Origin of the sequence: Streptomyces sp. NBC_01471 (assembly GCF_041438865.1) — a bacterium.
Taxonomy (GTDB): domain Bacteria; phylum Actinomycetota; class Actinomycetes; order Streptomycetales; family Streptomycetaceae; genus Streptomyces.
Genome location: NZ_CP109450.1, coordinates 7490438 through 7516346, shown reverse-complemented (window position 1 = coordinate 7516346; position 25909 = coordinate 7490438). Strand labels below are relative to the sequence as shown.

Below are 25909 nucleotides of genomic sequence, written 5' to 3'. Positions count from 1 at the left end.
GTCCCTACTGGCATCGAGCCTCCCTCCAGGACCGGCCCACGGCGTCGTACCGCCAGCGGCTGTGCGCCTGCGCCGACGGGAGTACGAAGAGGTCCGGCCGGGGGGTACGAGCGGTCTCCCGGGAGTACGAGAGGCCTCCACGTCCGCCCCCGGCGCCCTCCCGTCCGGCCGGCCGCGCCGTATCGCCTTCGGCTGCCCGGTCCGGCCTCAGCTCGCGTGGACGCGCTCGCCGCCCACGTACGTCAGCGCCACGCCCGTGCCGCCGATCTCCTCCGGCGGTCCGGCGAACGGGTCGCGGTCGAGCACCACCAGATCGGCGACGGCTCCGGCCCTGATCGTGCCCCCGTCGTCCAGGCCGTTCACATGGGCCGAGCCGGCCGTGTAGGCGGCCAGCGCGGTGCCGAGGCCGAGGCGCTGCCCGGGCAGGAAGGGCGGCCGGTCCTCGCCGTGGGCGGTCCGGTTGACGGCGACGTGGATGCCCTGGAGCGGGTCGGGGCTGCTCACCGGCCAGTCGCTGCCCGCCGCCAAGGTGGCCCCGGCGCGTAGCAGATCGGCGAACGGGTACTGCCGGGAGGCGAGTTCGCCGCCGAGGAAGGGGATGGTGAGTTCGTCCATCTGCGGCTCGTGGGTGGCCCACAGCGGCTGCAGGTTGGCGATCGCGTCCAGCCGGGCGAAGCGCTCCACGTCGTCCGGGTGGACGACCTGGAGGTGGGCCAGGTGGTGCCGGTTGCCGCGGCGGCCGTTGGCGGTCAGAGCGGCCTCGACGGCGTCCAGCGCCTCGCGGACCGCCCGGTCGCCGAGCGCGTGGAAGTGGACCTGGAAGTCCAGTGCGTCCAGCGCGGTGACATGGTCCCGCAGTGCGGCCGGGTCGACGAAGCTGAGCCCGCTGTTGGCGGTGACGCAGCCGCAGGAGTCCAGGTAGGGAGCGGTCATCGCGGCGGTGAAGTTCTCCGTGATGCCGTCCTGCATGATCTTGACGGAGTCGGCCCGGAAGCGCCCGGCGCGCAGTTTCGCACGGCGTTCCACCAGTTCGGGGATCTGCTCGGCGCCCCGTGAACGGTCCCACCACAGTGCCCCGTTGACGCGGGCCGTGAGGCTTCCGTCGCGGGCGGCGGTGAGGTAGGCGTCGGAGACGTCGGGGGTGCCGTTGAAGACGCCGAGGATGGCGTCCTGCCAGCCGGTGATCCCCAGCGAGTGCAGTACGGCCTGGGCGCGCAGCAGCCCGGCGACGCGGTCGGCGATGGTCGTTCGCGGGACGAGGCGCGCCACCAGGCCGGTGGCCCCCTCCTGCAGCATGCCGCCGGGGGCCCCGCCGGGCTCACGCTCGATCCGGCCGTCGGCGGGGTCGCTGGACTCCGCGGTGAGTCCGGCGAGTTCCAGGGCCCGGGTGTTGGCCCAGGCGCCGTGGTGGTCGCGGTTGAACAGCAGTACCGGGCGGTCCGCGACGACTGCGTCGATGAGCTGCCGGGTGGGCACACCGCCGGCGAAGGACTCCATCGACCAGCCGCCGCCCGTGATCCACTCCCGCTCGGGGTGGGCGGCGGCATAGGCGGCGATCCGGCTCCGGTACTCCTTGATGTCGGTGGTGCCGGTGAGGTCGCACTCCCCCAGCTCGACACCCGCGAAGACGGCATGGACATGGGCGTCGGTGAAACCGGGGACCAGCAGCCGCCCGGCCAGGTCGACCACCTCGGTGCCGGGACCGATCAGCTCGCGCACCTCGCTCCCTCCGACGGCGACGATCCGGTCGCCCCGGACAGCCACCGTGTTCGCACCGCCAAGGGCGGGATCGGTCGTGAAGGCGGGACCGCCGGTGAATACGAGATCGGCGTGGGTGGTCATGCGGTGCTCCTCGGCTGATGCGGGGTCGGGTGGTGGGGCCGGACGGTGGTGGGCCCGGGGGCGAGCAGGTATGGGGCGTCGGTCGCCGGGCCGGTGTCGAAGTACGCGGATCTGCGGACCCACTTGGCCCAGGCGGCCGCCAGCACACCGGAGACGACCATCAGCACCGGCACCATCAGCGCGAACCAGCCGTTGTCGGCGCTGAGCGCGAAGTGGTCGGTGGAAGTGGCGTACCCCCAGCACATGTAGCCGCCCAGCGCGAACAGCACCATCGCACTCAGCACCGGAGCGACGACGGATCCCAGCGCTTCCCGGAGTGCGCCGCGCAACAGGCCGCGGAAGCGGACGGCCGCCGCGAGAGCGGTGAGGCCGTAGTACAGGGCGACGACGATACCGATGGCGTTGACCGCCGCGCTGATCAGGTCGCTGACCCTGGGGATGACCAGCGACCCCACGGCGACCAGCGAGGCGATCGCGCCGACCAGGAGGGTGCCCAGGGCAGGTGTGCCGTACTTCGGGTCGATCCGGGTCCAGACCCGGCCCAGGGTGCGGTCGCGGCCCATGGCGAACATGCCGCGCACGGTCGGGATGACGCCGGACTGCAGTGAGGCCACCGCCGAGAACATCAGCGCGACCAGCGGGAGTGCCGCCAGCGGCTGGTGGGCGAGCCGGTTGCCGAAGAAGGTGAGCCCTTCGGCGCCGTGATCGGCCAACTGCGCCGGGGAAAGCACCCGTTGGAACGCCGTCCCGCCGAGCAGGAACAGGGCCAGCATGGTGACCAGCGCGATCAGCCCGCCCCGGGAAGCGTCGCGCGGGTCCCGGACCTCCTCCGAGACGCTGAACGCGGCATCGAATCCCCAGTAGCAGAAGACCGCCAGGACCATCCCCTGGGCGAGCCCCGAGAGGGAGGGGATGGTGAGGGGGTTGAACCAGTCGGAGCTGAAGGCATGGGTGCCCGCGAAGAGCCCGTACCCGCAGAAGCCGAGCAGCACCAGGTACTCGAACGCCAGCAGGTAGCGCTGGATACGGGCGGCGACGTCGATGCCGGTGACCGCGGCGACCGTCACACAGGCCAGGATCACCAGCCCGATCAGGGTGGTCTGCAGGGTGTTCCCGGGGTCCAGGACCAGCCCGGCGACCGAGTGCAGCCCGGCCTCGCCCGCCAGTTGCAGGACCACCGAGCCGGTGACGGTGGTGGTGTAGGCGAGGAAGACGACGGTGCCGACGATGTTCACCCAGCCGGACAGGGCCCCAAGCCAGGGGCTGAGCGAACGCCCCACCCAGACATAGCTGTTGCCGCAGTTGGGCTCGGTCCGGCTGAGACGGGCGAAGGCCGCGGCGATGCCCAGGACCGGCAGGAAGGCCAGCAGCATGATGACGGGCAGATGGAGCCCGACCGCTCCGGCGATCAGGCCCATGCCGATGCCGATGCTCGATGTGGCGGCGGTGCTGGACGCGGCGATCACCACACCGTCCACCACACCGAGGGACTTCCTCAGGTCTGCTGCCATCGGGCCACCGCTGCTTTCGCTAGTGCCGCGACGGGCATCGTCCGCCCGTCCGGGAGCGGCGCGAACGTGGGCTGTCGCGGCACGGATGCCACGACAGGCACTGCCCTCGCCTGCCGGAGCCACATGGAAGCGCGTGGGCTCTTACCAAGTCAACGGCGTTGACATAAGGTCGCCGCCATGACGGACGGAAGCGAACGGCAGGTCACGACCGGAGCCCGGCGGCGGCGCACCAAGCAGGGCACGGCGCTCTCGGAGGGGCTGATCGTCGAGACCGCGCTGCGCCTGATCCGGCAGCACGGCGCGGGAGCGCTCACCGTACGGCGGCTGGGCGCGGCCCTCGGAGCGGACCCCAGCGCCCTGTACCGCTACTTCCCGAACACCGACGGGCTGCTGCTGGCCGTCGCCGACGAGCTGATCGGCCAGTCCTTCGCGGGCTGGGCGCCGACCGGGGAGTGGCGAAAGGACCTGCGCGAGCTGGGACTTCGGATGCACGCCGCCTACCAGGAGCATCCGCAGGCGGCGATGCTGGCGGCGCCCCGGGTCACCGGGCGGCCGCACGAGGTGTACGCGATCGAGTCGATCCTGGGCGTGCTGCGCCGGGCCGGCTTCCCCGACCCGGAGGCGGTACGGATCTACCACAGCTTCGTCGACACCAGTCTCGCGTTCGCGGCGCTGGACGCGAGCACCATGGCCCTGCCACCGCAGGCGCGGGAGGCGGAGCGGCAGGTCTGGCACCGCACCTACGCGGCGCTGCCGGCCGCCACGCACCCCCATATCGCGGCGACGGCGGCGCTGCTGCCGGCAGAGATGCAGCGCACGGCCTACGTCCAGAGCCTTGACCTGCTGCTGGAGGCGGCGGCCGCGCGGCTCGCCCTCAGCCGATGATCGAGAGCGGGTCGTCGAGGACCGGCTGCCAGGCCAACTCGGCTGCCCCCACGAGGCTGTTGTGGTCCAGCGTGCACGGCAGGATCGGTACCCCTCCGCTGCGCCCCCACAGGCTCCGGTCGGCGACGACCGCGCGCAGCCGCTCGGGGTCCGCGTCGAGCAGCTCACGGTGGAGACCGCCGAGGATGATGCGGTCCGGGTTGAGGATGTTGACGAGACCGGCCAGACCCAGCCCGAGGCGGTCGACGATCTCCTGTGCGGCGATCCGAACCCCCGGGTCGTCGTACTCCGTGCGGAGGATGTCCCGGGACTGCTGGAGCAGCGAGCCCTCCGGGCCCGGGGCGCGTCCCGCCGCGGTGAGGAAGGCGAGCGGGTCGGTCTCGACGTCGAGGCAGCCCCGGCTTCCGCAGTAGCAGGCGCGGCCCTCGGGGTTGACCGTGACATGGCCGACCTCCAGGGCCAGGCCCGAACTCCCGGTGTGCAGGCGGCCGTCGACGACCAGGGCGCCGCCGACACCACGGTGCCCGGTGGCCACGCAGAGCAGGTGGTGTGCGCTGCGGCCCGCTCCGTGACGGTGTTCGGCGAGTGCCGCGAGGTTCACGTCGTTGCCGGTGAAGGCGGGGCCCGTGATGCCTGCCGCGCGGACCCGGTCGGCGAAGATGTCGCGGACCGGGGCGCCCGCGGGCCACGCCAGGTGCAGGGGGTTGAGCGCGGTGCCTTCCGGTTCGGCGACGGCCGACGGCACCGCGAGCCCCGCGCCGACGCAGCGCAGACCGCTGTCGCGCAACAGCGCGGCCCCCTCGTCGACGACCGCGCCGAGGACCTGCGCGGGGTCGGCGGAGACCGTGACACAGCCGGGCGAGGTGGCGACCGCCCGGCCGCCGAGCCCGATGAGCGCGGCACGGAAGCCGTCCGCGTGCACCTGGGCCGCGAGTACGACGGGGCCGTTGTTGTTGACCGACAGCCGGTGCGAGGGCCTGCCCTGGGAGCCGGCGGCAGCGGGGCGCGAGTCGACCTGGATCAGTCCGAGCGATTCGAGCTCGGCGGCGACAGCGCCCGCGGTGGCGCGGGTGACACCCAGCTCCGCCGTGAGCACGGCCCGGGTGGGCGCGCGGCCCGTGTGGACCAGTTCCAGCGCCGGTCCCAGCGCGCTGCGGCCACGCTCCAGTCTGGTCCGGTTGGTCGTCACCTTGCCGTTCATGGGGGCGAGTCTCCCATGATCCCGGGCGGCGGAAGGCGATCCGGTACCGCCCTTGTCCACGGGCAGCGCTCCCCCTATCCTTCTTTTGTGCCGAATCTAAACAAAGTCGGGACGGCTCTCTCGGGAGGCCCCGGCGAGAACAGCGTCGCACCCTCCCTGCTCCGTCTGCGGGTCACCCTCACGGTCTTCTTCGCCCTGGACGGCTTTCTGTTCGCCGGCTGGGTGGTCCGCATTCCCGCGATCAAGCAGCAGACCGGTGCCTCGGCGAGCGCACTCGGCCTGGCGCTGCTGGGGGTGTCCGCAGGGGGCGTGATCACGATGATGCTCACGGGGCGGCTGTGCCGGCGCTTCGGCAGCCATCCGGTCACCGTCGCCTGCGCGGTCCTCCTCTCGCTGAGCATCGCGCTGCCGCCGCAGACCCACTCGGCGCTCGCGCTCGGCCTGGTCCTGCTGGTCTTCGGTGCCGCGTACGGCGGGCTCAACGTCGCGATGAACAGCGCCGCAGTCGATCTGGTGGCCGCGCTGCGCCGTCCGGTGATGTCCAGCTTCCACGCCGCGTTCAGCCTCGGCGGCATGGTCGGAGCGGGGGCGGGCGGACTCGTCGCGGGCCGGCTGTCGGCAGCGTCCCACCTGTTCGGCCTGACCGTCATCGGTCTGCTGGTGGCCTGCGCCGCCGGGCGCAGCCTGCTCCGGGAACCGGTCCCGGCTGCGCCCCGGACCGCGGTGCGGGACACGGCGCCGCGCCGCCTCGACGGCCACAGCCGGCGGCTGGTGCTGGTCTTCGGGACGATCGCCCTGTGCACCTCGTACGGGGAGGGGGCCATGGCCGACTGGAGCGCCCTGCATCTGAAGCAGGATCTGCATACGCAACCGGGGCTCGCGGCAGCCGCGTACTCGCTCTTCGCGCTGGCGATGACGGTCGGCCGGTTCACCGGCACCGCCCTCCTGGAACGTTGCGGCCAGACCCGCGCTCTCGTCGGAGGCGCGACCGTGGCGGCCGCGGGCCTGCTGCTGGGAGCCCTCGCGCCCACGACCTGGCTGGCACTGACCGGCTTCGCGGTGGCGGGTCTCGGGCTGGCCAACAGCTTCCCGGTGGCGATCGCCCGGGCCGGCGCGCTGGCGGGCCCCGGCGGGGTCGCCACCGCGTCCACGCTGGGCTACGGGGGCATGCTCATCGGACCGCCCGTGATCGGCTTCCTCGCTGACTGGCTGACGCTGCCCGTCGCCCTCACCACGGTGGCGCTGCTCGCCGCGGTCGCCGCCCTGATCGGATACGCCACCCGCAACGCGTCGGCCCCCGGGACCGCCTGAGGCCCTGGCACAATCGCGCACATGGAGACCCTGCCGACCGGCACACTCATCCCGGCCCTCGACCGTGAGGGCCGTCTGCTCGCCGACGCGGCCGAGCGGGCGGGCACCGGGGCCACCGTGCCCACGTGCCCCGGCTGGCACGTACGGGACCTGCTCCGGCACACGGGCGCGGTGCACCGCTGGGCGACGGCGTTCGTCACGGAGGGACACACCCGCTTCCGCCGCACCGGCGCCGGGCCCGCGCTCGACGGGGACGAACTCGTCGACTGGTTCAGGGAGGGGCACCGGTCGCTGGTGACAGCGCTGACCACCGCGCCGGAGGACCTGGACTGCTGGACCTTCCTGCCCGGGGTGTCCCCGCTCGCGTTCTGGGCACGGCGTCAGGCGCACGAGACCACCGTGCACCGGATGGACGCCGACGCGGCGCTCGGTGCCGAACCGGGCTCACCGGAAAGGGAGTTCGCGGCGGACGGCATCGATGAGCTGTTGTGCGGGTTCCACGCGGGGTCCAGGAGCCGGGTGCGTACGGAGGGGCCGAAGGTGCTCCGGGTGCGGGCCACCGACACCGGAGACGTATGGACCGTCCACCTCTCCGCGGGACCGCCACGAACCGGGAGCACCGGCGCCGGGCCGGCCGACTGCGAGCTGACCGGGGACGCCGCGCTGCTCTACGCCACGCTCTGGAACCGCCGCCCCCTCTCCGCCGTGTCCGTCACGGGTGACGCGGCCCTGGCCCGGCTCTGGCGGGAGACCTCCGCGATCACCTGACCCCGGGCGCCCCGGCCGTCGGCGCGGTGGTGCGCCGGGCGGTGTGGCGGAGGCGGCCCGGGTTCAGCCCAGCCAGCCGGGGCGCACCAGCCCCGACTCGTACGCCAGCACCACGAGCTGAGCCCGGTCGCGGGCGCCCAGTTTCACCATGGCGCGGCTGACATGGGTCTTGGCCGTGAGGGGGCTGACGACGAGCCTGCGGGCGATCTCGTCGTTGGTCAGACCGATGCCGACCAGGGCCATCACTTCCCGCTCGCGTTCGGTGAGCCCGCCGAGGCCGATGGCTGCGGCAGGTTCCTTGGAACGCGCGGCGAACTCCGCGATGAGCCTGCGCGTCACCCCCGGCGAGAGCAGCGCGTCACCGTCGACCACCGCCCGCACCGCGCGCAGCAGTTCGTCCGGCTCGGTGTCCTTGACCAGGAAGCCGGAGGCCCCGGAGCGGATCGCCTCGAAGACGTACTCGTCGAGCTCGAAGGTGGTGAGCATGACCACCCTGACCCCGTCGAGCTCCGGGTCCGCGGTGATCTTCCGGGTGGCGGCGAGACCGTCGAGCAGCGGCATCCGGATGTCCATCAGCACGACGTCCGGCCGCAGTTCCCGCACCAGCGCCAGCGCCTCGGTGCCGTCGGCGGCCTCGCCGGTCACCTCGATGTCGGGCTGAGCCCCGAGCAGCGCCCGGAATCCGGCTCTGACCAGGGACTGGTCGTCGGCGAGCAGGACACGGATCACAGCGACTCCTTCGGTGCGGCGGGCGGTCCGGCAGGTGGGTCGGCGGGCGGCTCGACGGTCGGTCCGGCGGTCGGTCCGGAACCGGGCGCGGAGGCCCGGCCGGTGAACGGGATGACGGCCTCGACCCGGAACCCGCCTCCGGGGCGCGGCCCCGCGTCGATCGTGCCACCCAGCGCGGCCGCCCGCTCCCGCATCCCGGCCAGGCCGTTGCCGCTGCCTCCCGCGTCGCCGCCGGTGGCCGGTCCCTCGTCCTCGACGCGCAGGACGAGGGACTCCGGGGCGTAGGCGAGGGTGACACGGGCAGTACGGGAGCCGGAGTGGCGCACCACATTGGTCAGCGCCTCCTGGACGATACGGAAGGCGGCGAGGTCGGCGCCGGGCGGGAGTTCGCTTCGTACACCTTCGGTCACGGTGTCCACCGTGAGACCGGCGGCGGACGCCTGCTCGACGAGTTCGGCGAGCCGGTCGAGTCCCGGGGCCGGGGCCCGCGGGGCCGCGCCGGGCGCCCGCAGGGTGTCGAGCACCTGGCGCACCTCGCCCAGCGCCTCCTTGCTCGCGGCCTTGATGGTGGTCAGGGCGGTACGCGCCTGCTCGGGGTCGGAGTCCAACAGGGCGAGCCCGACGCCGGACTGCACATTGATGACCGAGATGCTGTGGGCCAGCACGTCGTGGAGCTCACGGGCGATGCGCAGCCGTTCCTCGTCGGCGCGACGCTTCTCGGCGGCCCGGCGTTCGGCCCGTTCGCGGGCCCACCGCTCGCGCCGCACCCGGGCGAGCTCGGACGCGGCGAGGATCGCCACCACCCAGGCGGCGACCGCCAGTTCCTGCCCCCAGGGGGCCGCGTGGTCACCGGCGGGCGGGAGCCCGCGGTAGAGCCAGTGGGCGGCCAGGACGTGGCCGGCCCAGAGCATGGCGACGGCGGACCAGGCGGCATAGCGGTGGCCGGCGACGATGGCTCCGAAGCAGCCGACGGCGACGGTGAGGAACACCGGTCCGTACGGATATCCGGCGCCCAGGTAGACCATCGCGCAGGCCGCGGTGGCGAAGGCGGTGAGGACCGGGTACCTGAGGCGGAGCAGCAGGAACGCCTGTCCGGCCAGCAGCAGCAGCCGGGCCCATACATCGAGCGGAGCCCGGTAGCCGGCCTGCCCGTGGGCGGCGATGGTGGTCCCCACGAAGACGATCACGGTGAGGACCAGCGTGGAGCGCCACGGCACCCGGCCCGCCGGTGTTTTTTCCCACGGAGGCTGCCACCGGCCCGGGCCGCCGCCGTCCCACGCCGGATGCCGTCGGCCGCGTCCGCGGCGTCCGCCACGTCCTCGCGGCGTACGGCCCCGGCCGGACCGGGCGTGCGCCCATGGCGGCCCGTCCCTCAGGGATCCGCCTCGCTCGTCCGTGCCGGGCTGGTCCATGGAGGCAACGCTAGACCGGCGGGGGCGCCCGGCACGTCAGCCCGGCGTGGCGGTCACGTCTACTCCCGGCGGAGTAGACCGACGGAGTCGGCGAGGTTCTCCGAGGCCCGCTCGAAGAACACGTCGCGGTCCGTCACCACCCGGTCTTCCGCATCACCGCGTCGGAGTGAGACCCGGCACGGGCACCTGCGGAGGCACTGGCTCCGGCACCGATGCCTCCGCCGGACAGGACCGAAGGGTCACCGTCACCCTCCCGCTGCCCGGCCCGCTGGACAGTGCCTAGTCGACCGGGCTGACTTCCCTGCTCGCGTCCTCGCCGCTGCCCTCGGCGGCCTCGTCCTCCGCATCCGTGACCGGTGTCTTACCGGCCGTCCTGGCGGCCTCCTTGCGGTCCAGCACTCCGAGCGCGCGCTGTGCCAGCGGATGCGTACGCACCAGCTCGCCCAGGGACGTGGAACCCCGGGTGATCCCGGCGAACGCCTTCCAGGCCGGCCGGAACCCGGTGATCACCGCGTGCAGCATCCCCGGACGACGCTCGAACACCTTGAGCATCCGGCGCCCGACCGCCATCTCGACACCGAGCCCGGCCTTGATGGCGAAGGCGTAGTTCAGCGCCTGGCGGCGGGCGTCCACCGCGTCGTGCGCCTCGGCCACCCGGACCGCCCACTCGCCGGCCAGCCGGCCCGAGCGCAGCGCGAACGAGATCCCCTCGCGGGTCCACGGCTCCAGCAGCCCGGCCGCGTCACCGCACACCAGCACCCGGCCCCGGGACAACGGCGAGTCCTCGCTGCGGCACCGGGTCAGATGGCCGGACGAGACGGACGGCTCGAAACCGGCCAGCCCCTGCCGGGCGATGAAGTCCTCCAGATACCGCTTGGTGGCCGCGCCCTCGCCGCGCGCCGAGATCACGCCGACGGTGAGCGTGTCGCCCTTGGGGAACACCCAGGCGTAACTCCCGGGAATGGGGCCCCAGTCGATGAGCACCCGTCCGGCCCAGTCCTCGGCGACCGTCGGCGGAACCGGGATCTCGGCTTCGAGACCGAGGTCCACCTGATCCATCTTCACCCCGACATGGGCCCCTATCCGGCTGGCACTGCCGTCGGCGCCGACGACCGCGCGCGCCAGGACCGTCCCGCCGTCGGCGAGGACGACCGCGACCGTGCGCCGGTCGGGCACGGCGGATCCGTGCTGCTCGACACGGGAGACGGCCACGCCGGTGCGGATCTCGGCACCCGCCTTCTGTGCCTCCTCGACCAGCCCCTGGTCGAACTCGGGGCGGTTGATGAGCCCGAAGAGCATCTGCTTGGACCGGCGGGTCCGGGTCATCTTGCCGTTCATCGAGAACGTCACCGCGTACACCCGGTCGCGCAGCGGGAGTTCGAATCCCGGCGGCAGGGAGTCGCGTGACGGCCCGATGATGCCTCCGCCACATGTCTTGTACCGCGGCAACTCGGCCTTCTCCAGGAGGAGAACCCTCCGTCCCGCCACCGCCGCGGCGTACGCCGCGGAGGCACCTGCCGGACCTGCTCCGACCACCACCACATCCCATACCGGCTGGTCGTGCTCCGTGCCCGCGTCTGCGTTCTCGCTGCTCACGATGTGCTGCTGCTCCTGATCCGACCAGTGGCCCGTGCTTGTCGACGGCATACTACGGCGCGCTGCCGGCCGACCCCGCTGTGGGAGGATCGGTCAGCCCGCAAACGAACGCATGTGTGCACACACGTACACGTACTTCAACGTCGCACCCACGAGGAGCGTGCCCATGACCGCGAATCCGATTGCCGAGACCGTCGCCTCGCTGATGCCCCGCGCACAGACGGAGCTGACCGAGCTCGTGGCCTTCCAGTCGGTCGCGGATCCGGCGGTCTTCCCCCGCAGCGAGTGCGAGGGCGCCGCGGACTGGGTCGCCGGGGCGCTGCGCGCCGAGGGCTTCCAGGACGTCGCGCTCCTCGACACCCCCGACGGCTCCCAGTCCGTCTACGGTCTCCTGCCGGGCCCCGAGGGCGCGCCGACCGTGCTGCTCTACGCGCACTACGACGTGCAGCCGCCCCTCGACGAGGACGCCTGGCTCTCGCCGCCGTTCGAGCTGACCGAGCGGAACGGCCGCTGGTACGGGCGCGGGGCCGCCGACTGCAAGGGCGGGTTCATCATGCACCTGCTCGCGCTGCGCGCCCTCAAGGCGAACGGCGGCGTCCCGGTCTCCGTGAAGGTGATCGCGGAGGGCTCGGAGGAACAGGGCACGGGCGGCCTCGAGCGGTACGCCGAGGCGCGCCCCGAGCTGCTCACGGCCGACGCCGTCGTCATCGGCGACACCGGGAACTTCCGCGTCGGCCTGCCGACCGTCACCGCCACGCTGCGCGGGATGACGATGCTCCGGGTCCAGCTGGACACCCTCGAAGGCAACCTGCACTCCGGCCAGTTCGGCGGCGCGGCGCCCGACGCACTCGCCGCGTTGATCCGGCTGCTGGACTCGCTGCGCGCCGAGGACGGCTCGACGACGGTCGACGGGCTCGCCGCCGACGCCGCGTGGGAAGGACTCCAGTACCCGGAGGACGAGTTCCGCCAGGACGCGAAGGTCCTCGACGGAGTCGAGCTGATCGGCGGCGGCACGGTGGCGGACCGCGTCTGGGCGCGCCCGGCCGTCACCGTCATCGGCATCGACTGCCCGCCCGTCGTGGGCTCGACGCCGTCGGTGCAGGCGAGCGCGCGGGCCCAGGTCAGCCTGCGGGTGCCGCCGGGCACCGACGCCGCAGAGGCGACGGAGCTGCTGACCGCGCACCTGAAGGCGCACACGCCGTGGGGTGCGCGGCTCTCGGTGGAGCAGGTCGGCCAGGGCCAGCCGTTCCGCGCCGACACCAGCAGCCCCGCGTACACGTCGATGGCCGACGCCATGCGCGTCGCGTACCCGGGCGAGGAGATGCAGTCGGCGGGCATGGGCGGCTCGATCCCGCTCTGCAACACGCTGGCCACGCTCTACCCGGAGGCGGAGATCTTGCTGATCGGGCTGAGCGAGCCGGAGGCCCAGATCCACGCCGTCAACGAGAGCGTCTCACCGGAGGAGCTGGAGCGCCTCTCGGTCGCCGAGGCGCACTTCCTCGTCAATTACGCGCACGCTCAGAAAGCGAAGCGGGCGTAGCCACGGCGCCCGTCAGCCGACCGGCACCCCGGCCTCCAGGTTGAGCACGGCCGAGCGCTCCCGGGCGCGCAGGGCCCAGCGCAGCCGCTGGTACCGGTTGGGCGGCAGCAGGTGTGCCGCCTCCTGTTCGCTGACGAAGCGCCAGCCGCGCAGTTCGGAGCCGGGCAGCAGGAGCCTCTCCGCTTCGGTGCTGCCGAGGCGGCCGCCGTCGAAGAGGAGCCGCAGACCGCCGTAGCCGGGGGGCTTCGGCGGCTCCCAGTCGACCACCAGGAGTCTCGGGACCTGCTCGAGCTGTATCCCTATCTCCTCGGCCACCTCCCGGATACCTGCCTGCGCCGGGGCCTCACCGTTCTCGACCACCCCGCCGGGAAACTCCCAGCCCGGCTTGTACGTCGGGTCGACGAGCAGCACTCTGTCCTGCTCGTCGAAGAGGAGGACGCCGGCGGCGAGCGTCTCGGCGGTCGGCTCCGGGGTCTGGACGATCTCACAGGCCCCGGCGGCCCCGGAGCGCAGCGCCCCGGCGATCCGCTCCGCGGTCGCGGCCGGGGTCAGCGCGGTGTTGTCGACGGTGTGGGCGTCGGCGGTGAGCCAGCCGAGCGCCGTCCGGTACGGCTCGATGTGCTCGTAGCACCACTGCCGGACGCGTTCGCTGCCCCCAGGGTCGTCGGGCAGTTCCACGCGCCCCTCGATCCGCTCCCGCAGGATCGTTTCCTCTGTTGTCAGCAGCACATGACAGACCGGGATCCGGCGGGAGGCGAGCCCGCCGAAGATCTCGTCGCGGTACTCCTGTCTCAGCAGCGTCATCGGCACCACGAGCACCCCGCCGGCATCGGCGAGAAGCGCGGCCGCCGTGTCGACCACCATGCGCCGCCAGACCGGCAGGTCCTGGAAGTCGTTCACCTCGGCCAGTCTCTTCTGCGGCAGCAGGAGACGCAGCGCCCCGCCGAGCACCTCGGGGTCGTAGAAGGTGCTGTTCGGGATCAGGTCGATCAGTTCTCGCGCGGTGCTCGTCTTGCCCGCGCCGAACGCACCGTTGATCCAGACGATCACGGTTCCCCCCTCTTCCCGGCCTGATCCGGACGAAAGGCCCCAGGCCCCAGTGGTTTGCCCGCAACACCCTGCCACGGAAACCCGGTTGTGCGGCATGGTGCATCGGCCGGGCGATTCGCCGTGCGGCCGTCGCCGCCGCCTCCGGTGTACGGGGCCGGGCGGGGCCGGCACAGAGATGCCCAGGGCGGGCCCTGGGCATCCTGTGTCAGCGGTTGGTGCTGCCTGCGGGTCAGCGGTTGAAGGACGACCCCAGCCCGGCGTTCGTCGGGTCGGTCCCGAGCGTGCCGGCGCCGAAGGTCAGCGAACCGGTGCCGGTCGTGCCGGCGGTGCTGCCCGGCAGGACCCAGACGGATCCGGCGTTGGCGTTCTCGCCGGGCGAGCCCACGACGAGCTCGGCCCGGCCGTCGCCGTTGGCGTCCACCAGCGACGTCGCCCCGCCGAAGGCGTCGTTGGGCTCGGCGGCACCCTCGACACCCGGGGTGTCCTGGTTGTACGCCTTGGAGCCGGTGCCGGTGGGACCGGTCGCGGTGCCGGGCAGGACGATCACCTGTCCGGCCTTCGCCTTGGTGCCGAGGGCCTCACCGGGGAGGCCGACCGCGATGTCGCCGTAGCCGTCGCCGTTGGTGTCACCGACGGAGACCGCCTGGCCGAACTTGTCGCCCACCTCGGACGCCCCGGGGACGCCCGCACTGTCCTGGCTGAAGGCCTTGGCCTTGGTCCCCTGCGGGCCGGAGGCGCCGCCGGGGATGTACATGATCATCCCGCCCTTGGCGAGGGGCAGGTTGACATCGCTGTCGTAGCCCTCCACCGGACGGCCGACAACGATGTCGGCGTAGCCGTCGTGGTTCACATCGCCCGTGGTGACGTGCTCGCCGCCCTGGACCCTGTCGCCCTTGGCGTCCTCGACGACCGTGGGGGCGCCGAGGCCCTTCGCCGTCCCGGGCAGGAAGCGGACCCGGCGGAAGTCGTACTCGTCACCGTCGTAGACCGTGCCGACCAGGTCGGTGACACCGTCGCCCGTGACGTCGCCGGCCGCGATGTCGAGGTAGCGGGAGTCCTCGGTGTCGCGGATGATCGACGTGCTCTTCGCCGATCCGTCCCGCGTGAAGGGGCCGGAGAACACGCGCAGGTGCTGGTTGCCCGCGACGGTCACCACGTCCTGGCCGCCGTCACCGTTGAAGTCGCCGACGGCCAGCCTGTCGCCGATGTCCCCGGAGTCGGTGTCGCCCTTGGCGAGCACCGCACCGCCCGAGAGGCCGGTGGCGCTGCCCCAGAGCACGGTGAGCGTGCCGAGCTTGCCGACGCCCGCGTCCTCGTTCGACGCGCCCACGATGAGATCCGTGTAGCCGTCGCCGTCGAGGTCGGCGGAGGCGATGGCGCTGCCGAAGGCGTCGGCGGACTCGGCGGAGTCCGGGACACCCGCGGAGTTCTGGTCGATGACCTGTTTGGAGGCCTTGTTCACACCGGACTTGGAGCCGTACATCACACCGACGTATCCGGCGCCCTTCTTGCCACCGACGGTGGCCGACGGTGCGGTGAAGGCGGTGTCGGCGAAACCGTCGCCGTTGAAGTCGGCCTTCTTGGCCGTTCCGGCGGCCGGTGCGGACTGCGCGGTCCGTATGGAAGACGGGGACGCAGCTTGGGCTGCGGGTGCGGCCACAGCGGCGGACACCACTGCTACGGCGATGGCCAGACCTGCGCCCAGGGCTCGGGATTGCACACGAACTCCGATCATTTGGAAAGCGGTTCACCTCCCCTGACACACGGGAGCCCGCGATGGTTGCACCCGCCAACACTTTGCCGGAACATTTCGGTTCGCAGAGCCCGGTTTGACCTGATCCGACGTCGGTGGTGGTGGTGCGGACGGACCGCCACCGGGCCTGCCCGCGGCCGGCGTCGCCCGCTCACTTGGTGGATCCGAGGGTCAGCCCCGCGATGAAGTGCCGTTGCAGCAGCAGGAACACGACGAGCGTCGGCAGCGCCACGATCACCGAACCCGCGGCCAGCAGGTTGTAGTCCGTGAAGAACTGGCCGCGCAGGTTGTTCAGTGCCGAGGTGATCGGCAGTTTGTCCCCGTCGGACATGAAGACCAGCGCCCACAGGAAGTCGTTGTACATCCAGGTGAACTCAAGGGTGGCGAGTGCGGCGATGGCGGGGCGGCACAGCGGCAGGGTGATCCGCCAGAACTGCGTCCACACGCCCGCGCCGTCGACGATCGCCGCCTCCAGGATCTCCTGCGGCAGCGTGCGCATGAAGTTCGCGAGGACGAAGACGCAGAACCCGATCTGGAACCCGACCTGGACCAGGACGACGGCCCAGTACGAGTCGAACATCGTCATCGAGTCGGACATCCAGTACGGCAGCGGGATGCGGTTGAACACGACGTACAGCGGGGTGACGATGACCTGCTGCGGCAGCAGGTTGCCCGCGGTGAAGAGCATCAGCAGGACGATGCCGCCGCGCAGCCGGATCCGGGACACCGCGAAGGCCACGAACGACGCGAGGAAGAGCGTGACGATGACTCCGGGCACGGCGATGATCAGCGTGTTGACGAAGTACTTCGTCATGCCCGAGTCGCTGAAAGCCTGCTTGTAGTAGTGGAAGGAGAGATGCCGCGGCAGGGAGAAGTAGCCGTACTTGGAGGTCTCGTCGTACGGCCTGAGCGAGGCGTAGACCGCGAGCAGCAGGGGCGCGAGGAAGGCGATCGAGACGCCCATCAGGAACACGTGCAGCCCGATCCGGCCGGGGCGGGTGCCCCGGCGGCGGGCGGCGGGCGCGGACGCCGGGACCGCGGTGGGCGGCGGAGCGGTGTCGACGGTCATCGGGACTTCTCTCCTCGGATCTCCTGCACCAGATACGTCACGACGAAGCCCATGGAGACGGCCAGCAGCACCACGGCGATGGCCGAGCCGAAGCCGATCCTGCTGGCCTCGCCGATGATGTTGTCGGTGACGAGCACCGAGAGCACTTCCAGGCCGTTGCGGCCGTGGTTGACCGCGTAGACGATGTCGAAGGCGCGCAGCGACTCGATGACGGTGATGACTCCGACGATGACGTTGACCGGCCGCAGGGTCGGGAAGACGACCCGGAAGAAGGTCTGCGCCTCGCTCGCGCCGTCGATGGCCGCCGCCTCCTTGAGCGAGGGGTCCACGGCCTTCAGCCCGGCCAGATAGAGGATCATCACGTAGCCGGTGTGCCGCCAGGCGGCGGCCAGCAGGATCATCCAGATGTTGAGCCTGGGGTCACCGAGCCAGTCGACGGGGTTCTTGGTGTTGCCGATGACGGCGTTGAGCACACCCTGGTCGCGGGAGAAGATCAGCTGTGCGATGAAGCCGACGACGGCGAGGGAGAGCACCACCGGCATGTAGAGCGTCGACTGGTAGAAGCGGCTGAAGCGCACGCCCCGGTCGATCAGTACCGCGAGCAGCAGCCCGAACGGCACCGCGACGAGACCGAGGAAGCCCAGCCACAGCAGGTTGTGCCGGACCGCCGGCCAGAACGGCGGGTAGTTGGTGAAGAGGTTCGCGTAGTTCTGCGTTCCCACCCACTTGATGGATCCGACGCCGTCCCAGCTGGTGAAGGAGAGCACGACGGACGCGAGGGTCGGTCCCCACACGATGGCGATGTCGAGCAGGACGGGTATGCCCAGCAGCAGCCCGAGTACGACGAGGTCGCGCCGGGTGAAGCGGCGGCGGCCTCGTCGTGCGGAGCGCCGCGCGGTGTTGAGCGCCACGGTCTGTTACTCCAGGGGGCTGTTCACTCGGAAGCGAAGATGGTCTTCTTCTGCCGCTCGATGTCGTTGCACAGTCCGTCGACATCGTTCGGGGTGGAGATGAACTTCTGGATGGCCGGGATCATCACCGTCGACGCGAAGTCCGGGCGGGTGTCGCGGTCCATGAACTGCGAGATCTGCTTCGCCCCGGCTATCAGCTCGGCCGACTTCTTCTGCAGCGCGGTGTACTTCGACAGGTCCGCCCCGCTGTTGACCGCGATGTTGTTGGGGTCACCGGCCAGGTAGACGTCCTCGGCCTTCGGGGTGGCCAGCCACCTGAGCAGGTCCTTGGCGCTCTCCATGGACTTCTTGTTCTTGAGCTCCTTCGACTTCTTCGCCAGCAGGAACCCGTCGATGGGCGCCTCGACGGCGTCCTGGCCGTGCTCCGGGTTGATCTCGGGGAAGGCGAAGAAGTCGATGTCGGACCGCTCGGCGGCGGGGAACTGCTGGCCAGGGTGCGGCATCCCCAGGACCACCATGCCGATCTCGCGCTTCTGGAGGCTCTGCCCCGTCTCCTGCCAGGTACGGCCGTTGGCGCCCGGCTGGCAGTACGGGAGGAGGCGCCGCCAGGTGTCGAAGACGTCCTTGACCCGCTTGTCGGTCCACGCCTCCTCGCCCGCCATCAGGGACTTGTGGAAGTCGTAGCCGTTGGTCCGCATGTTGATGTAGTCGAAGGTGCCCATCGCGGGCCACCCGTCCTTGTCGCAGAAGCCGATGGGGACGAGCTTGTCCTTCTTCATCTGCTTGGCGAGTGCGATGTACGCGTCGAGCGTCTTCGGGGCCTCGTAGCCGTACTTGGTGAAGAGGCTCTTCCGGTGGAAGACCGCCCACGGGTAGTAGTAGTACGGCGTGAAGTACTGCTTCCCGTCCGCACCCGTCGACTGGGCCTTCAGCGCGGGACTGAACCCCTTGTAGTCCTGCCAGAGGTCGCTGATGTCGTACAGCAGGCCCTTCTTGGCGAAGTACTGCATGCGGTTCCCCGCGAACCACATGAAGACCTCGTCCGGGTCGCTCTGCAGATAGCGGTTGATGTTCTCCTGGAAGCTGTTGTGGTCAACGGTGTTGACCTTGATCTTGCGGCCTTCCTTGGACTGCTTCTCGTACGCGGCGAAGGCGGAGGCGAATGCCTTCTCCGGTACCGCGTCCGACGAGTTGGACCCCAGCTTGATGGTCTTGCCGTCTCCTCCGGGCCCGCTGCTGCACGCCGTCAGGAGCGAAGGCAGCGCCACAGCACCGGCACCGAGGGCCGCGCCACGCAGAAGATTCCGACGGGACATCCGATGTCCAGCCACACTTCCGGGCACGACTGAACCGTTGTACGAAGACTGCGCCATGTCCCCCTCCTCCAGGGTGAAACTCAACACAACCGAACGCGAGGATTGGATCTCACTCCCAACTGACGTGCCAGTCAAGGGTTCTGGCGAGATATCGGACAACCGTTACCGCGCCCCTTCCAACAGACTCAAACAAGCCCTACCGTAAACGCTCGCCATGACGCGTACATGAAGACATCCGATCACGGGCACCTACGGAGGAACGTCACGATGCGTCACCTTCCCCCCAGCCACTCCCGTCCCCTGCGTCAAAGAGTCCTCGGAGCACTGGTCACCGCACTGCTCTGCGCCGGCGGGCTCGCCTCACCGGCCGTCGCCAGCAGCGCGCCGGACACCGTGACGCCCAAGGCCGACAACGGCCTCGCGCTCACACCTCCGATGGGTTTCAACAACTGGAACTCCACACACTGCCGCGCGGACTTCAACGAGGCGATGGTGGAGGGCACCGCCGACCTCTTCGTCGACAAGGGTCTCAAGGCGGCCGGATACCAGTACGTGAACCTCGACGACTGCTGGGCGCTCCCCCAGCGGAACGCCGACGGGAAACTGGTGCCGGATCCGGTGCGGTTCCCCAACGGCATCAAGGCAGTTGCCGACTACGTCCACTCCAAGGGGCTCAAGCTCGGCATCTACACGAGCGCGGGCACCAGGACCTGCGACAGCACCGGGCTGCCCGGAGCCCTGGGCCATGAGGCCAGTGACGCCCAGCAGTTCGCGGACTGGGGCGTCGACTACCTCAAGTACGACAACTGCAACAACCAGGGCGTCGACGCCGTGAAGCGATACACCGCCATGCGCGACGCACTCGCCGCCACCGGCCGCCCGATCGTCTACAGCATCTGCGAATGGGGCTCCAACAAGCCCTGGGAGTGGGCCGGTGACGTCGGGAACCTCTGGCGTACGACGGGTGACATCAGCGACAACTGGGCCTCGATGCTGTCGATCCTCAAGCAGAACCTGCCGCTCGCCGCGGCTGCGGGGCCGGGGCACTGGAACGACCCGGACATGCTGGAGGTCGGCAACGGCGGGATGACCGACACCGAGTACCGCACACACTTCTCGATGTGGTCGGTCATGGCGGCGCCGCTGCTGATCGGTACGGACCTGCGCAAGGCGTCGGACGAGACCTACGACATCGTGACCAACAAGGAGGTCATCGCCGTCGACCAGGACCCGCTCGGCAAGCAGGGCACCGTCCTCTCGTCCGGCGCCGGGCGCTGGGTCGTCGCCAAGGAGATGAAGGACGGCAGCCGCGCCGTGGCGCTCTTCAACGAGTCGGACAGCCCGCAGCGCATCTCCACCACGGCTGCCGCGGCCGGTCTGCCGAAGGCGGCCGCGTACACCGAGCGCGACCTGTGGCAGCACAGGACGTACAGCACCGCGGGCACCCTCTCGGCCACCGTGCCGGCGCACGGCACGGTGCTGCTGCGCGTCAGGGCGGACCGCGCGTGGGCCAAGTACCCCTCGGCCGTCGACACCGGCATCAGCGGCCCGCTGCTGGCCGAGGCGGGCAAGGCCACCGGGGTGACCACCACGGTCACCGACCTGGGCCGTGTCCCGGCCCTCCAGGTCGGCGCCTCGCTCACCGGCCCGGCCGGCTGGACCGTGAAGGCACTCTCCAGGGCCTCCGCGCCCGCTGTGCCGACCGGGAAGTCACTGAGCACCTCCTGGCAGCTCACCGCTCCCCCGGGGACGGCCGCTGGCGACTACGAGATCGAGCTGGCTTCGACGTACCGCTCGGCGAGCGGCGAACGTATCCGGTCCGGGCAGCCCGTCCCGGTGCATGTCGTCGTGGCACCGCCCGCCGGGAGCCCGTACCTCAGTGATCTGCGGGCGCTCTCGTCCAGCAACGGCTGGGGCCCGGTGGAGAAGGACACCAGCAACGGCGAGGACCAGGCGGGCGACGGAAAGCCGATCACGATCGGCGGGACCGTGTACGCCAAGGGGCTCGGGGTGCACGCGCCGAGCGCCGTCGAGTACTACACGGGTGGCGCCTGCTCCGAGGTGAGCGCCGAGGTGGGGGTCGACGACGAGAAGGACGGCAAGGGGACGGTCGCCTTCGAGATCTGGGCCGACGGCCGGAAGGCCGCGTCGACCGGCGTCCTCACCAACGGCATGCCGGCGCAGCCGCTCTCGGCCGATGTGAGCGGAGCGCGGACGGTACGCCTGGTGGTCACCGACGGCGGGGACGGGAACGACTCCGACCACGCCGACTGGGCCGGAGCGCGGCTCAGCTGCTGACGCCCGCTGCCGCCCCGTCCGGTTCGCCGAGCGTGGCGGCAGCCGCAGCCCCGACCAGACCGGCGTCGTTGCCCATCAGAGCGGGAGCCACTTTCAGCTGCTGCACGAAGGAGAGCGTGGCGTAGTCCCGCAGTGCGCGGCGCAGCGGACCGAACAGCACGTCGCCCGCGCCCGCCACTCCCCCGCCGATCACCGCGATGTCGATCTCGACCAGGGTCGCGGTGGCGGCGATCCCGGCGGCGAGCGCCTGGGCCGCGCGCTCGAAGGACGCGAGGGCCGTACTGTCGCCCGCGCGCGCCGACGCGGCCACCGCGGCGGCGGTGGCGTCGCCGTCCGGGCCGGGGCGCCAGCCGCCCGCCAGGGCGCGGCGGGCGATGTTCGGGCCGCTGGCGATGCGCTCGACGCAGCCGCGCGAACCGCACGGGCAGGCGTCCCCGTCCAGATCGACGCTGATGTGGCCGATGTGCCCGGCGTTGCCGCTGGGGCCGGGACGCAGGGTGCCGCCCAGCACCAGACCACCGCCCACGCCTGTGGAGACGACCATGCACAGGGCGTTGTCGTATCCGCGGGCCGCGCCCTGCCAGTGTTCCGCCGCGGTCATGGCGACGCCGTCCCCGACGAGCGTGACCGGCAGGCCGCCGACCGCGCCGCGCACCCGCTCGACGAGCGGGTAGTCGCGCCAGCCGGGCACGTTGACCGGGCTGACGGTGCCGGCCGACGCGTCCACGGGCCCGGCGCTGCCGATGCCGACAGCGGTGGCGCGCTCCCACCTGGGGTCGGCCGCGAGCCCGTCGAGCACCTCCTTGACGGCGCCCATCACGGTGTCGCCGTCCTCCCTGGCGGGTGTCGGCGCCTGCGCTCGTACGAGAATCTGCCCCCTGCCGTCCACCAGCGCGCCGGCGATCTTTGTGCCGCCGATGTCCAGCGCGGCTACGAGGTGGTTGTGCATTGCTGTCGGATCTCCAGGTGACAAGGGGTAATGAGGAGTGTAAGTGGTCAGTCTCCATTCACCTGACAACGTTGTCCAGGCCCTATGCTCGACACGCATCTCCCACAGCACACCAGCCGACGACAGGACAGCGCACCGTGGACCGGACCACCAGCCACTCCGAGCCCCGCTACGGCAACCGGCCGACGATGAAGGATGTCGCCGCGCGTGCCGGAGTCGGCCTCAAAACAGTGTCGCGGGTGGTGAACGGCGAGGCGGGCGTCACGCCCGACACCGAGCGCCGGGTTCAGGAGGCCATCGAGGCCCTCGGATTCCGCCGCAACGACAGCGCACGCGTGCTGCGCAAGGGCCGCACCGCGAGCATCGGCCTGGTCCTGGAGGACCTCGCCGACCCTTTCTACGGGCCGCTGAACCGCGCGGTGGAAGAGGTGGCCCGGGCCCACGGCGCGCTCCTCATCAACGGTTCCAGTGCCGAGGATCCGGAGCGGGAGCAGGAGCTGGTCCTCGCGCTCTGCGCCCGCAGGGTGGACGGGCTGATCGTGATCCCGGCCGGGGACGACCACCGCTATCTGGAACCGGAGATCGCCGCCGGGGTCGCCACCGTCTTCGTGGACCGTCCCGCCGGGAAGATCGACGCGGACATGGTGTTCTCGGACAACTTCGGCGGCGCCCGCGACGGCGTCGCCCATCTGATCGCGGGGGGCCACCGCAGGATCGGCTTCGTGGGCGACCAGCCGCGGATCCACACGGCCACCGAGCGCCTGCGCGGCTACCACGCTGCCATGGCGGAGGGCGGACTGGAGGTGAACGACGCCTGGGTCTCACTCGGTGTCACGGAGGCCGACCGCGTGCGGGCCGCGGTGGAGACGCTGCTGGACGGTCCCTCACCGGTCACCGCGATCTTCGCGGGCAACAACCGTGTGACGGTGACCGCCGTACGTGTCCTGGCCGAGCGCGAGCAGCAGGTGGCCCTCGTCGGGTTCGACGACATCGAGCTGGCCGACCTGCTGGGGATCACGGTGATCGCGCAGGACTCGGCGGCGCTGGGGCGTACGGCGGCCGAGACGCTCTTCCGCAGGCTGGACGGCGCGGACGACGCCCCCGCGCAGAAGGTGCTGCCGACCCGGCTCATCGCGCGCGGTTCGGGCGAGATCCCGCCCGCGTAGCAGCGTTCTCGGTACGGACTCAGCGCTGCCCCCGCCGTTTGTCCGGACGGGGGCAGCGCTGTCGGCGCACCCTGGTGGCGGGACCGGGTCCCGGTGCGTGAGCCGGGGTGCGGTCGGGACGGCGACGGTCAGGGGGCGGTGATCGTCAGGTCCGCGCGGCGCGGGCCCGAGAAGCCCTCCATGTCGGCGCGGGTCAGACCGGTGAGCCGGGTGACCTCCGCGTCGTCGAGTGCGCCGCAGTCGAGGCCGCGCAGCAGATATCCGCTGAGCGCCTTGGCGGTCGCCGGCTCGTCCATGACGTCACCGCCGGCCTTGGCCACGTAGGCGGCGAGCCGGGCGGCAGCCGGTTCCAGGCCCTCCCGGTAGAAGGCGAACACCGCCGCGTAGCGGGTCGGCAGATGCGCCGGGTGCATGTCCCAGCCCTGGTAGTAGGCGCGGGCCAGCGCCCGGCGCGTGAGGCCGTAGTGGAGCCGCCAGGCCTCGTGCACGTGCTCGGTGCTACCGATCGGCAGGACGTTGGTCGAACCGTCCGACACACGTACACCGGTGCCGGCCGCCGCGACCTGCATGACGGCCTTCGCGTGGTCGGCCGCCGGGTGGTCGCTGGCCTGGTGGGCCGCGCTGACGCCGAGGCAGGCGCTGTAGTCGAAGGTGCCGTAGTGCAGCCCGGTGGCCCGGCCCTCCGCGGCGCCGATCACCCTGGCGACGGCCGCGGTCCCGTCGGAGGCCAGGATGGACTGGCTGGTCTCGATCTGGATCTCGAAGCCGATCCGGCCGGCGGGGAGGCTGTGCGTCTTCTCGAAGGCTTCGAGGAGACGCACGAAGGCGGTGACCTGCTCGGGGTAGGTCACCTTGGGAAGGGTCAGGACGAGCCCTTCGGGCAGGCCGCCCGCCTGCATCAGACCGGTGAGGAAGATGTCGGTGGTGCGGATGCCGCGGTCGCGGACCGCCGCCTCCATGCACTTCATCCGGATGCCCATGTACGGAGCGGCCGTGCCGTTCGCGTACGCCTCGGAGACCAGCCGGGCGGCGCGGGCCGCTGCCTCGTCCTCCTCGGCGTCCGGGCGGGGGCCGTAGCCGTCCTCGAAGTCGATACGCAGGTCCTCGACGGGCTCGCGCTCCAGCTTCGCCCGCACCCGGTCGTGGACGGCCGTGGCGAGCTCGTCGCCGATGCCGAGAAGCCCGGCGAAGGAAGCGGCGTCGGGGGCATGGGTGTCGAGGGAGGCCAGCGCCTGATCGCCCCAGGAGCGGATGGTGCCCGCGTCGAACGCGTCACCGGGGACGTACACGGTGTGGACGGGCTGACGGGTGCCCGGGTCCCCCGGGTAGCGGCTCGCCAGCTCCTCGTCGACCGGGACCAGGGAAGCGCTGATGTCCTCGCTGACCGCACCGGCGAGGCTCGTTGCCACCTTCTCCTGCTGACCCATCCTGCACCCTCCTATTTTCCGCTTCACGGAATCAACAATCCGCATAGCGAAGTTAACGGGCGGTCATGACCTGCGTCAATGGTTGGCTGAAACAGCCGGGGGCCGCGCGGCGAAAGTCACCGCGCGGCCCCCGGCCACTGAGAAGAGGCAGGTCAGCCCTTGCGGGTGGTGACTTCTTCGGTGAGCTGCGGGACGACCTGGAAGAGGTCGCCGACGATGCCGTAGTCGACGAGGTCGAAGATCGGCGCCTCGGCGTCCTTGTTGACCGCGACGATGGTCTTCGACGTCTGCATGCCGGCCCGGTGCTGGATCGCCCCGGAGATACCGTTGGCGATGTAGAGCTGCGGCGAGACGGACTTACCCGTCTGACCGACCTGGTTGGAGTGCGGATACCAGCCCGCGTCCACAGCCGCACGCGAGGCGCCGACAGCGGCGCCGAGCGAGTCCGCGAGAGCCTCGATGATGTGGAAGTTCTCCGCACCGTTGACCCCACGCCCACCCGACACCACGATCGCGGCCTCGGTCAGGTCCGGGCGGCCCGTCGACTCACGCGCTGTGCGCGAGACGACCTTGGTGCCCGTCGAGTTCTCACCGAAGGACACGGACAGCGCCTCGACCGTGCCCGCGGCCGGGGCCGCCTCGACCGGCGCCGAGTTCGGCTTGACAGTGATGACCGGGGTACCGCGGGAGACGCGGGACTTGGTGGTGAACGACGCCGCGAACGCCGACTGCGTGGCGACCGGACCATCCGCACCCGCCTCCAGGTCGGTGGCGTCGGTGATGATGCCCGAGCCGATACGCACCGCGAGACGCGCGGCGACCTCCTTGCCCTCCGCGGACGACGGCACCAGCACCGCGGCCGGGGACACCGCGTCACAGGCGGCCTGCAAAGCGTCCACCTTCGGGACGACGAGGTAGTCGGCGAACTCGGGGGCATCAGAGGTGAGAACCTTCACCGCACCGTGCTCCGCGAGAGCGGCAGCGGTGTCGGCGGCACCCGCGCCCAGCGCGACAGCGACCGGGTCACCGATCCGCCGGGCCAGCGTCAACAACTCCAGCGTCGGCTTGCGAACGGCACCATCGAGGTGATCGACATAAACGAGAACTTCAGCCATGGGATTGCTCTCCTGCTGCGAATACGAAGAATCTGAGGGCGATTGAGAGGCTCGGGGAGC

General features: G+C 71.3%; 20 protein-coding genes. 6 read left to right on the top strand and 14 right to left on the bottom strand.

Going from position 1 to position 25909, the window contains the following annotated elements; all coding sequences use genetic code 11:
* Positions 1 to 207 precede the first annotated feature (207 nt).
* Together OG285_RS34020 and OG285_RS34015 are read right to left on the bottom strand one after the other, a co-directional pair.
* Positions 208 to 1842 (bottom strand): amidohydrolase, encoded by a 1635-nt coding sequence (locus tag OG285_RS34020; RefSeq protein WP_371793232.1) that lies wholly within the window; start codon positions 1840 to 1842, stop codon positions 208 to 210.
* The gene (locus OG285_RS34015; RefSeq protein ID WP_371793231.1) at positions 1839 to 3353 is read right to left on the bottom strand and encodes an APC family permease; all 1515 of its coding nucleotides are present in this window, start codon (positions 3351 to 3353) and stop codon (positions 1839 to 1841) included. Before OG285_RS34015 ends, OG285_RS34020 begins: the two co-directional genes overlap by 4 nt.
* 177 nt (positions 3354 to 3530) lie before the next feature.
* Between OG285_RS34015 and OG285_RS34010 the strand changes: the two genes are divergently transcribed.
* Positions 3531 to 4238, top strand: coding sequence for a helix-turn-helix domain-containing protein (locus OG285_RS34010; RefSeq protein ID WP_356831797.1), 708 nt, complete (start codon positions 3531 to 3533; stop codon positions 4236 to 4238).
* Here OG285_RS34010 and OG285_RS34005 read toward each other — a convergent pair.
* Entirely contained in the window at positions 4228 to 5439 is a 1212-nt protein-coding gene (locus tag OG285_RS34005; RefSeq protein WP_356831795.1) for an ROK family protein, read from the bottom strand. The genes OG285_RS34010 and OG285_RS34005 overlap by 11 nt on opposite strands.
* An 87-nt stretch (positions 5440 to 5526) precedes the next feature.
* Here OG285_RS34005 and OG285_RS34000 point away from each other — a divergent pair, with 87 nt between their 5' ends.
* Both OG285_RS34000 and OG285_RS33995 read left to right on the top strand, forming a co-directional pair.
* Positions 5527 to 6750 (top strand): MFS transporter, encoded by a 1224-nt coding sequence (locus tag OG285_RS34000; RefSeq protein WP_371793230.1) that lies wholly within the window; start codon positions 5527 to 5529, stop codon positions 6748 to 6750.
* Between the two features lie 30 nt (positions 6751 to 6780).
* Positions 6781 to 7518, top strand: a complete 738-nt coding sequence (locus OG285_RS33995) for a maleylpyruvate isomerase family mycothiol-dependent enzyme (RefSeq protein ID WP_371793670.1) — start codon at positions 6781 to 6783, stop codon at positions 7516 to 7518.
* Positions 7519 to 7581: 63 nt separating this feature from the next.
* Here OG285_RS33995 and OG285_RS33990 read toward each other — a convergent pair whose 3' ends face one another.
* The 3 genes from OG285_RS33990 to OG285_RS33980 form a co-directional block, all read right to left on the bottom strand.
* On the bottom strand, positions 7582 to 8247 hold the full coding sequence (locus OG285_RS33990) for a response regulator transcription factor (RefSeq protein ID WP_356831789.1): 666 nt from the start codon (positions 8245 to 8247) through the stop codon (positions 7582 to 7584).
* Complete coding sequence (locus tag OG285_RS33985; protein WP_371793229.1) at positions 8244 to 9659, bottom strand: sensor histidine kinase; 1416 nt, start codon at positions 9657 to 9659, stop codon at positions 8244 to 8246. Before OG285_RS33985 ends, OG285_RS33990 begins: the two co-directional genes overlap by 4 nt.
* Positions 9660 to 9938: 279 nt before the next feature.
* Complete coding sequence (locus OG285_RS33980; RefSeq protein WP_371793228.1) at positions 9939 to 11255, bottom strand: geranylgeranyl reductase family protein; 1317 nt, start codon at positions 11253 to 11255, stop codon at positions 9939 to 9941.
* Positions 11256 to 11421: 166 nt separating this feature from the next.
* Between OG285_RS33980 and OG285_RS33975 the strand changes: the two genes are divergently transcribed.
* Positions 11422 to 12795 (top strand): dipeptidase, encoded by a 1374-nt coding sequence (locus OG285_RS33975; RefSeq protein WP_371793227.1) that lies wholly within the window; start codon positions 11422 to 11424, stop codon positions 12793 to 12795.
* A gap of 12 nt (positions 12796 to 12807) precedes the next feature.
* On the opposite strand, the gene OG285_RS33970 is transcribed toward OG285_RS33975, so the two are convergent.
* From OG285_RS33970 to OG285_RS33950, 5 genes are all read right to left on the bottom strand, one after another.
* Positions 12808 to 13845, bottom strand: a complete 1038-nt coding sequence (locus tag OG285_RS33970; RefSeq protein WP_356831781.1) for an NUDIX domain-containing protein — start codon at positions 13843 to 13845, stop codon at positions 12808 to 12810.
* 229 nt (positions 13846 to 14074) lie between these two features.
* Entirely contained in the window at positions 14075 to 15565 is a 1491-nt protein-coding gene (locus tag OG285_RS33965) for an FG-GAP-like repeat-containing protein (RefSeq protein WP_356831779.1), read from the bottom strand.
* Positions 15566 to 15749: 184 nt separating this feature from the next.
* Positions 15750 to 16667, bottom strand: coding sequence for a carbohydrate ABC transporter permease (locus OG285_RS33960; protein WP_356831777.1), 918 nt, complete (start codon positions 16665 to 16667; stop codon positions 15750 to 15752).
* The gene (locus OG285_RS33955) at positions 16664 to 17578 is read right to left on the bottom strand and encodes a sugar ABC transporter permease (RefSeq protein ID WP_356831775.1); all 915 of its coding nucleotides are present in this window, start codon (positions 17576 to 17578) and stop codon (positions 16664 to 16666) included. The genes OG285_RS33960 and OG285_RS33955 overlap by 4 nt, the downstream gene beginning before the upstream one ends.
* 23 nt (positions 17579 to 17601) lie before the next feature.
* Positions 17602 to 18894, bottom strand: a complete 1293-nt coding sequence (locus tag OG285_RS33950; protein ID WP_356831773.1) for an ABC transporter substrate-binding protein — start codon at positions 18892 to 18894, stop codon at positions 17602 to 17604.
* 267 nt (positions 18895 to 19161) lie between these two features.
* Between OG285_RS33950 and OG285_RS33945 the strand changes: the two genes are divergently transcribed.
* Positions 19162 to 21192 carry an NPCBM/NEW2 domain-containing protein gene (locus OG285_RS33945; protein ID WP_371793226.1) on the top strand — a complete coding sequence of 677 codons (2031 nt, stop codon included), beginning with the start codon at positions 19162 to 19164 and terminating at the stop codon, positions 21190 to 21192.
* Here OG285_RS33945 and OG285_RS33940 read toward each other — a convergent pair.
* Positions 21182 to 22141 (bottom strand): ROK family protein, encoded by a 960-nt coding sequence (locus OG285_RS33940; protein ID WP_356831769.1) that lies wholly within the window; start codon positions 22139 to 22141, stop codon positions 21182 to 21184. The two genes, OG285_RS33945 and OG285_RS33940, sit on opposite strands and share 11 nt — an antisense overlap.
* Positions 22142 to 22278: 137 nt before the next feature.
* Between OG285_RS33940 and OG285_RS33935 the strand changes: the two genes are divergently transcribed.
* A complete protein-coding gene (locus OG285_RS33935; RefSeq protein ID WP_371793225.1) occupies positions 22279 to 23307 on the top strand; it encodes a LacI family DNA-binding transcriptional regulator in 1029 nt (342 codons plus the stop codon).
* A gap of 128 nt (positions 23308 to 23435) precedes the next feature.
* Here OG285_RS33935 and OG285_RS33930 read toward each other — a convergent pair whose 3' ends face one another.
* The gene (locus OG285_RS33930) at positions 23436 to 24734 is read right to left on the bottom strand and encodes an aldolase (RefSeq protein ID WP_371793224.1); all 1299 of its coding nucleotides are present in this window, start codon (positions 24732 to 24734) and stop codon (positions 23436 to 23438) included.
* Positions 24735 to 24886: 152 nt separating this feature from the next.
* Entirely contained in the window at positions 24887 to 25849 is a 963-nt protein-coding gene (locus tag OG285_RS33925; protein ID WP_371793223.1) for an electron transfer flavoprotein subunit alpha/FixB family protein, read from the bottom strand.
* Between the last annotated feature and the right edge of the window lie 60 nt (positions 25850 to 25909).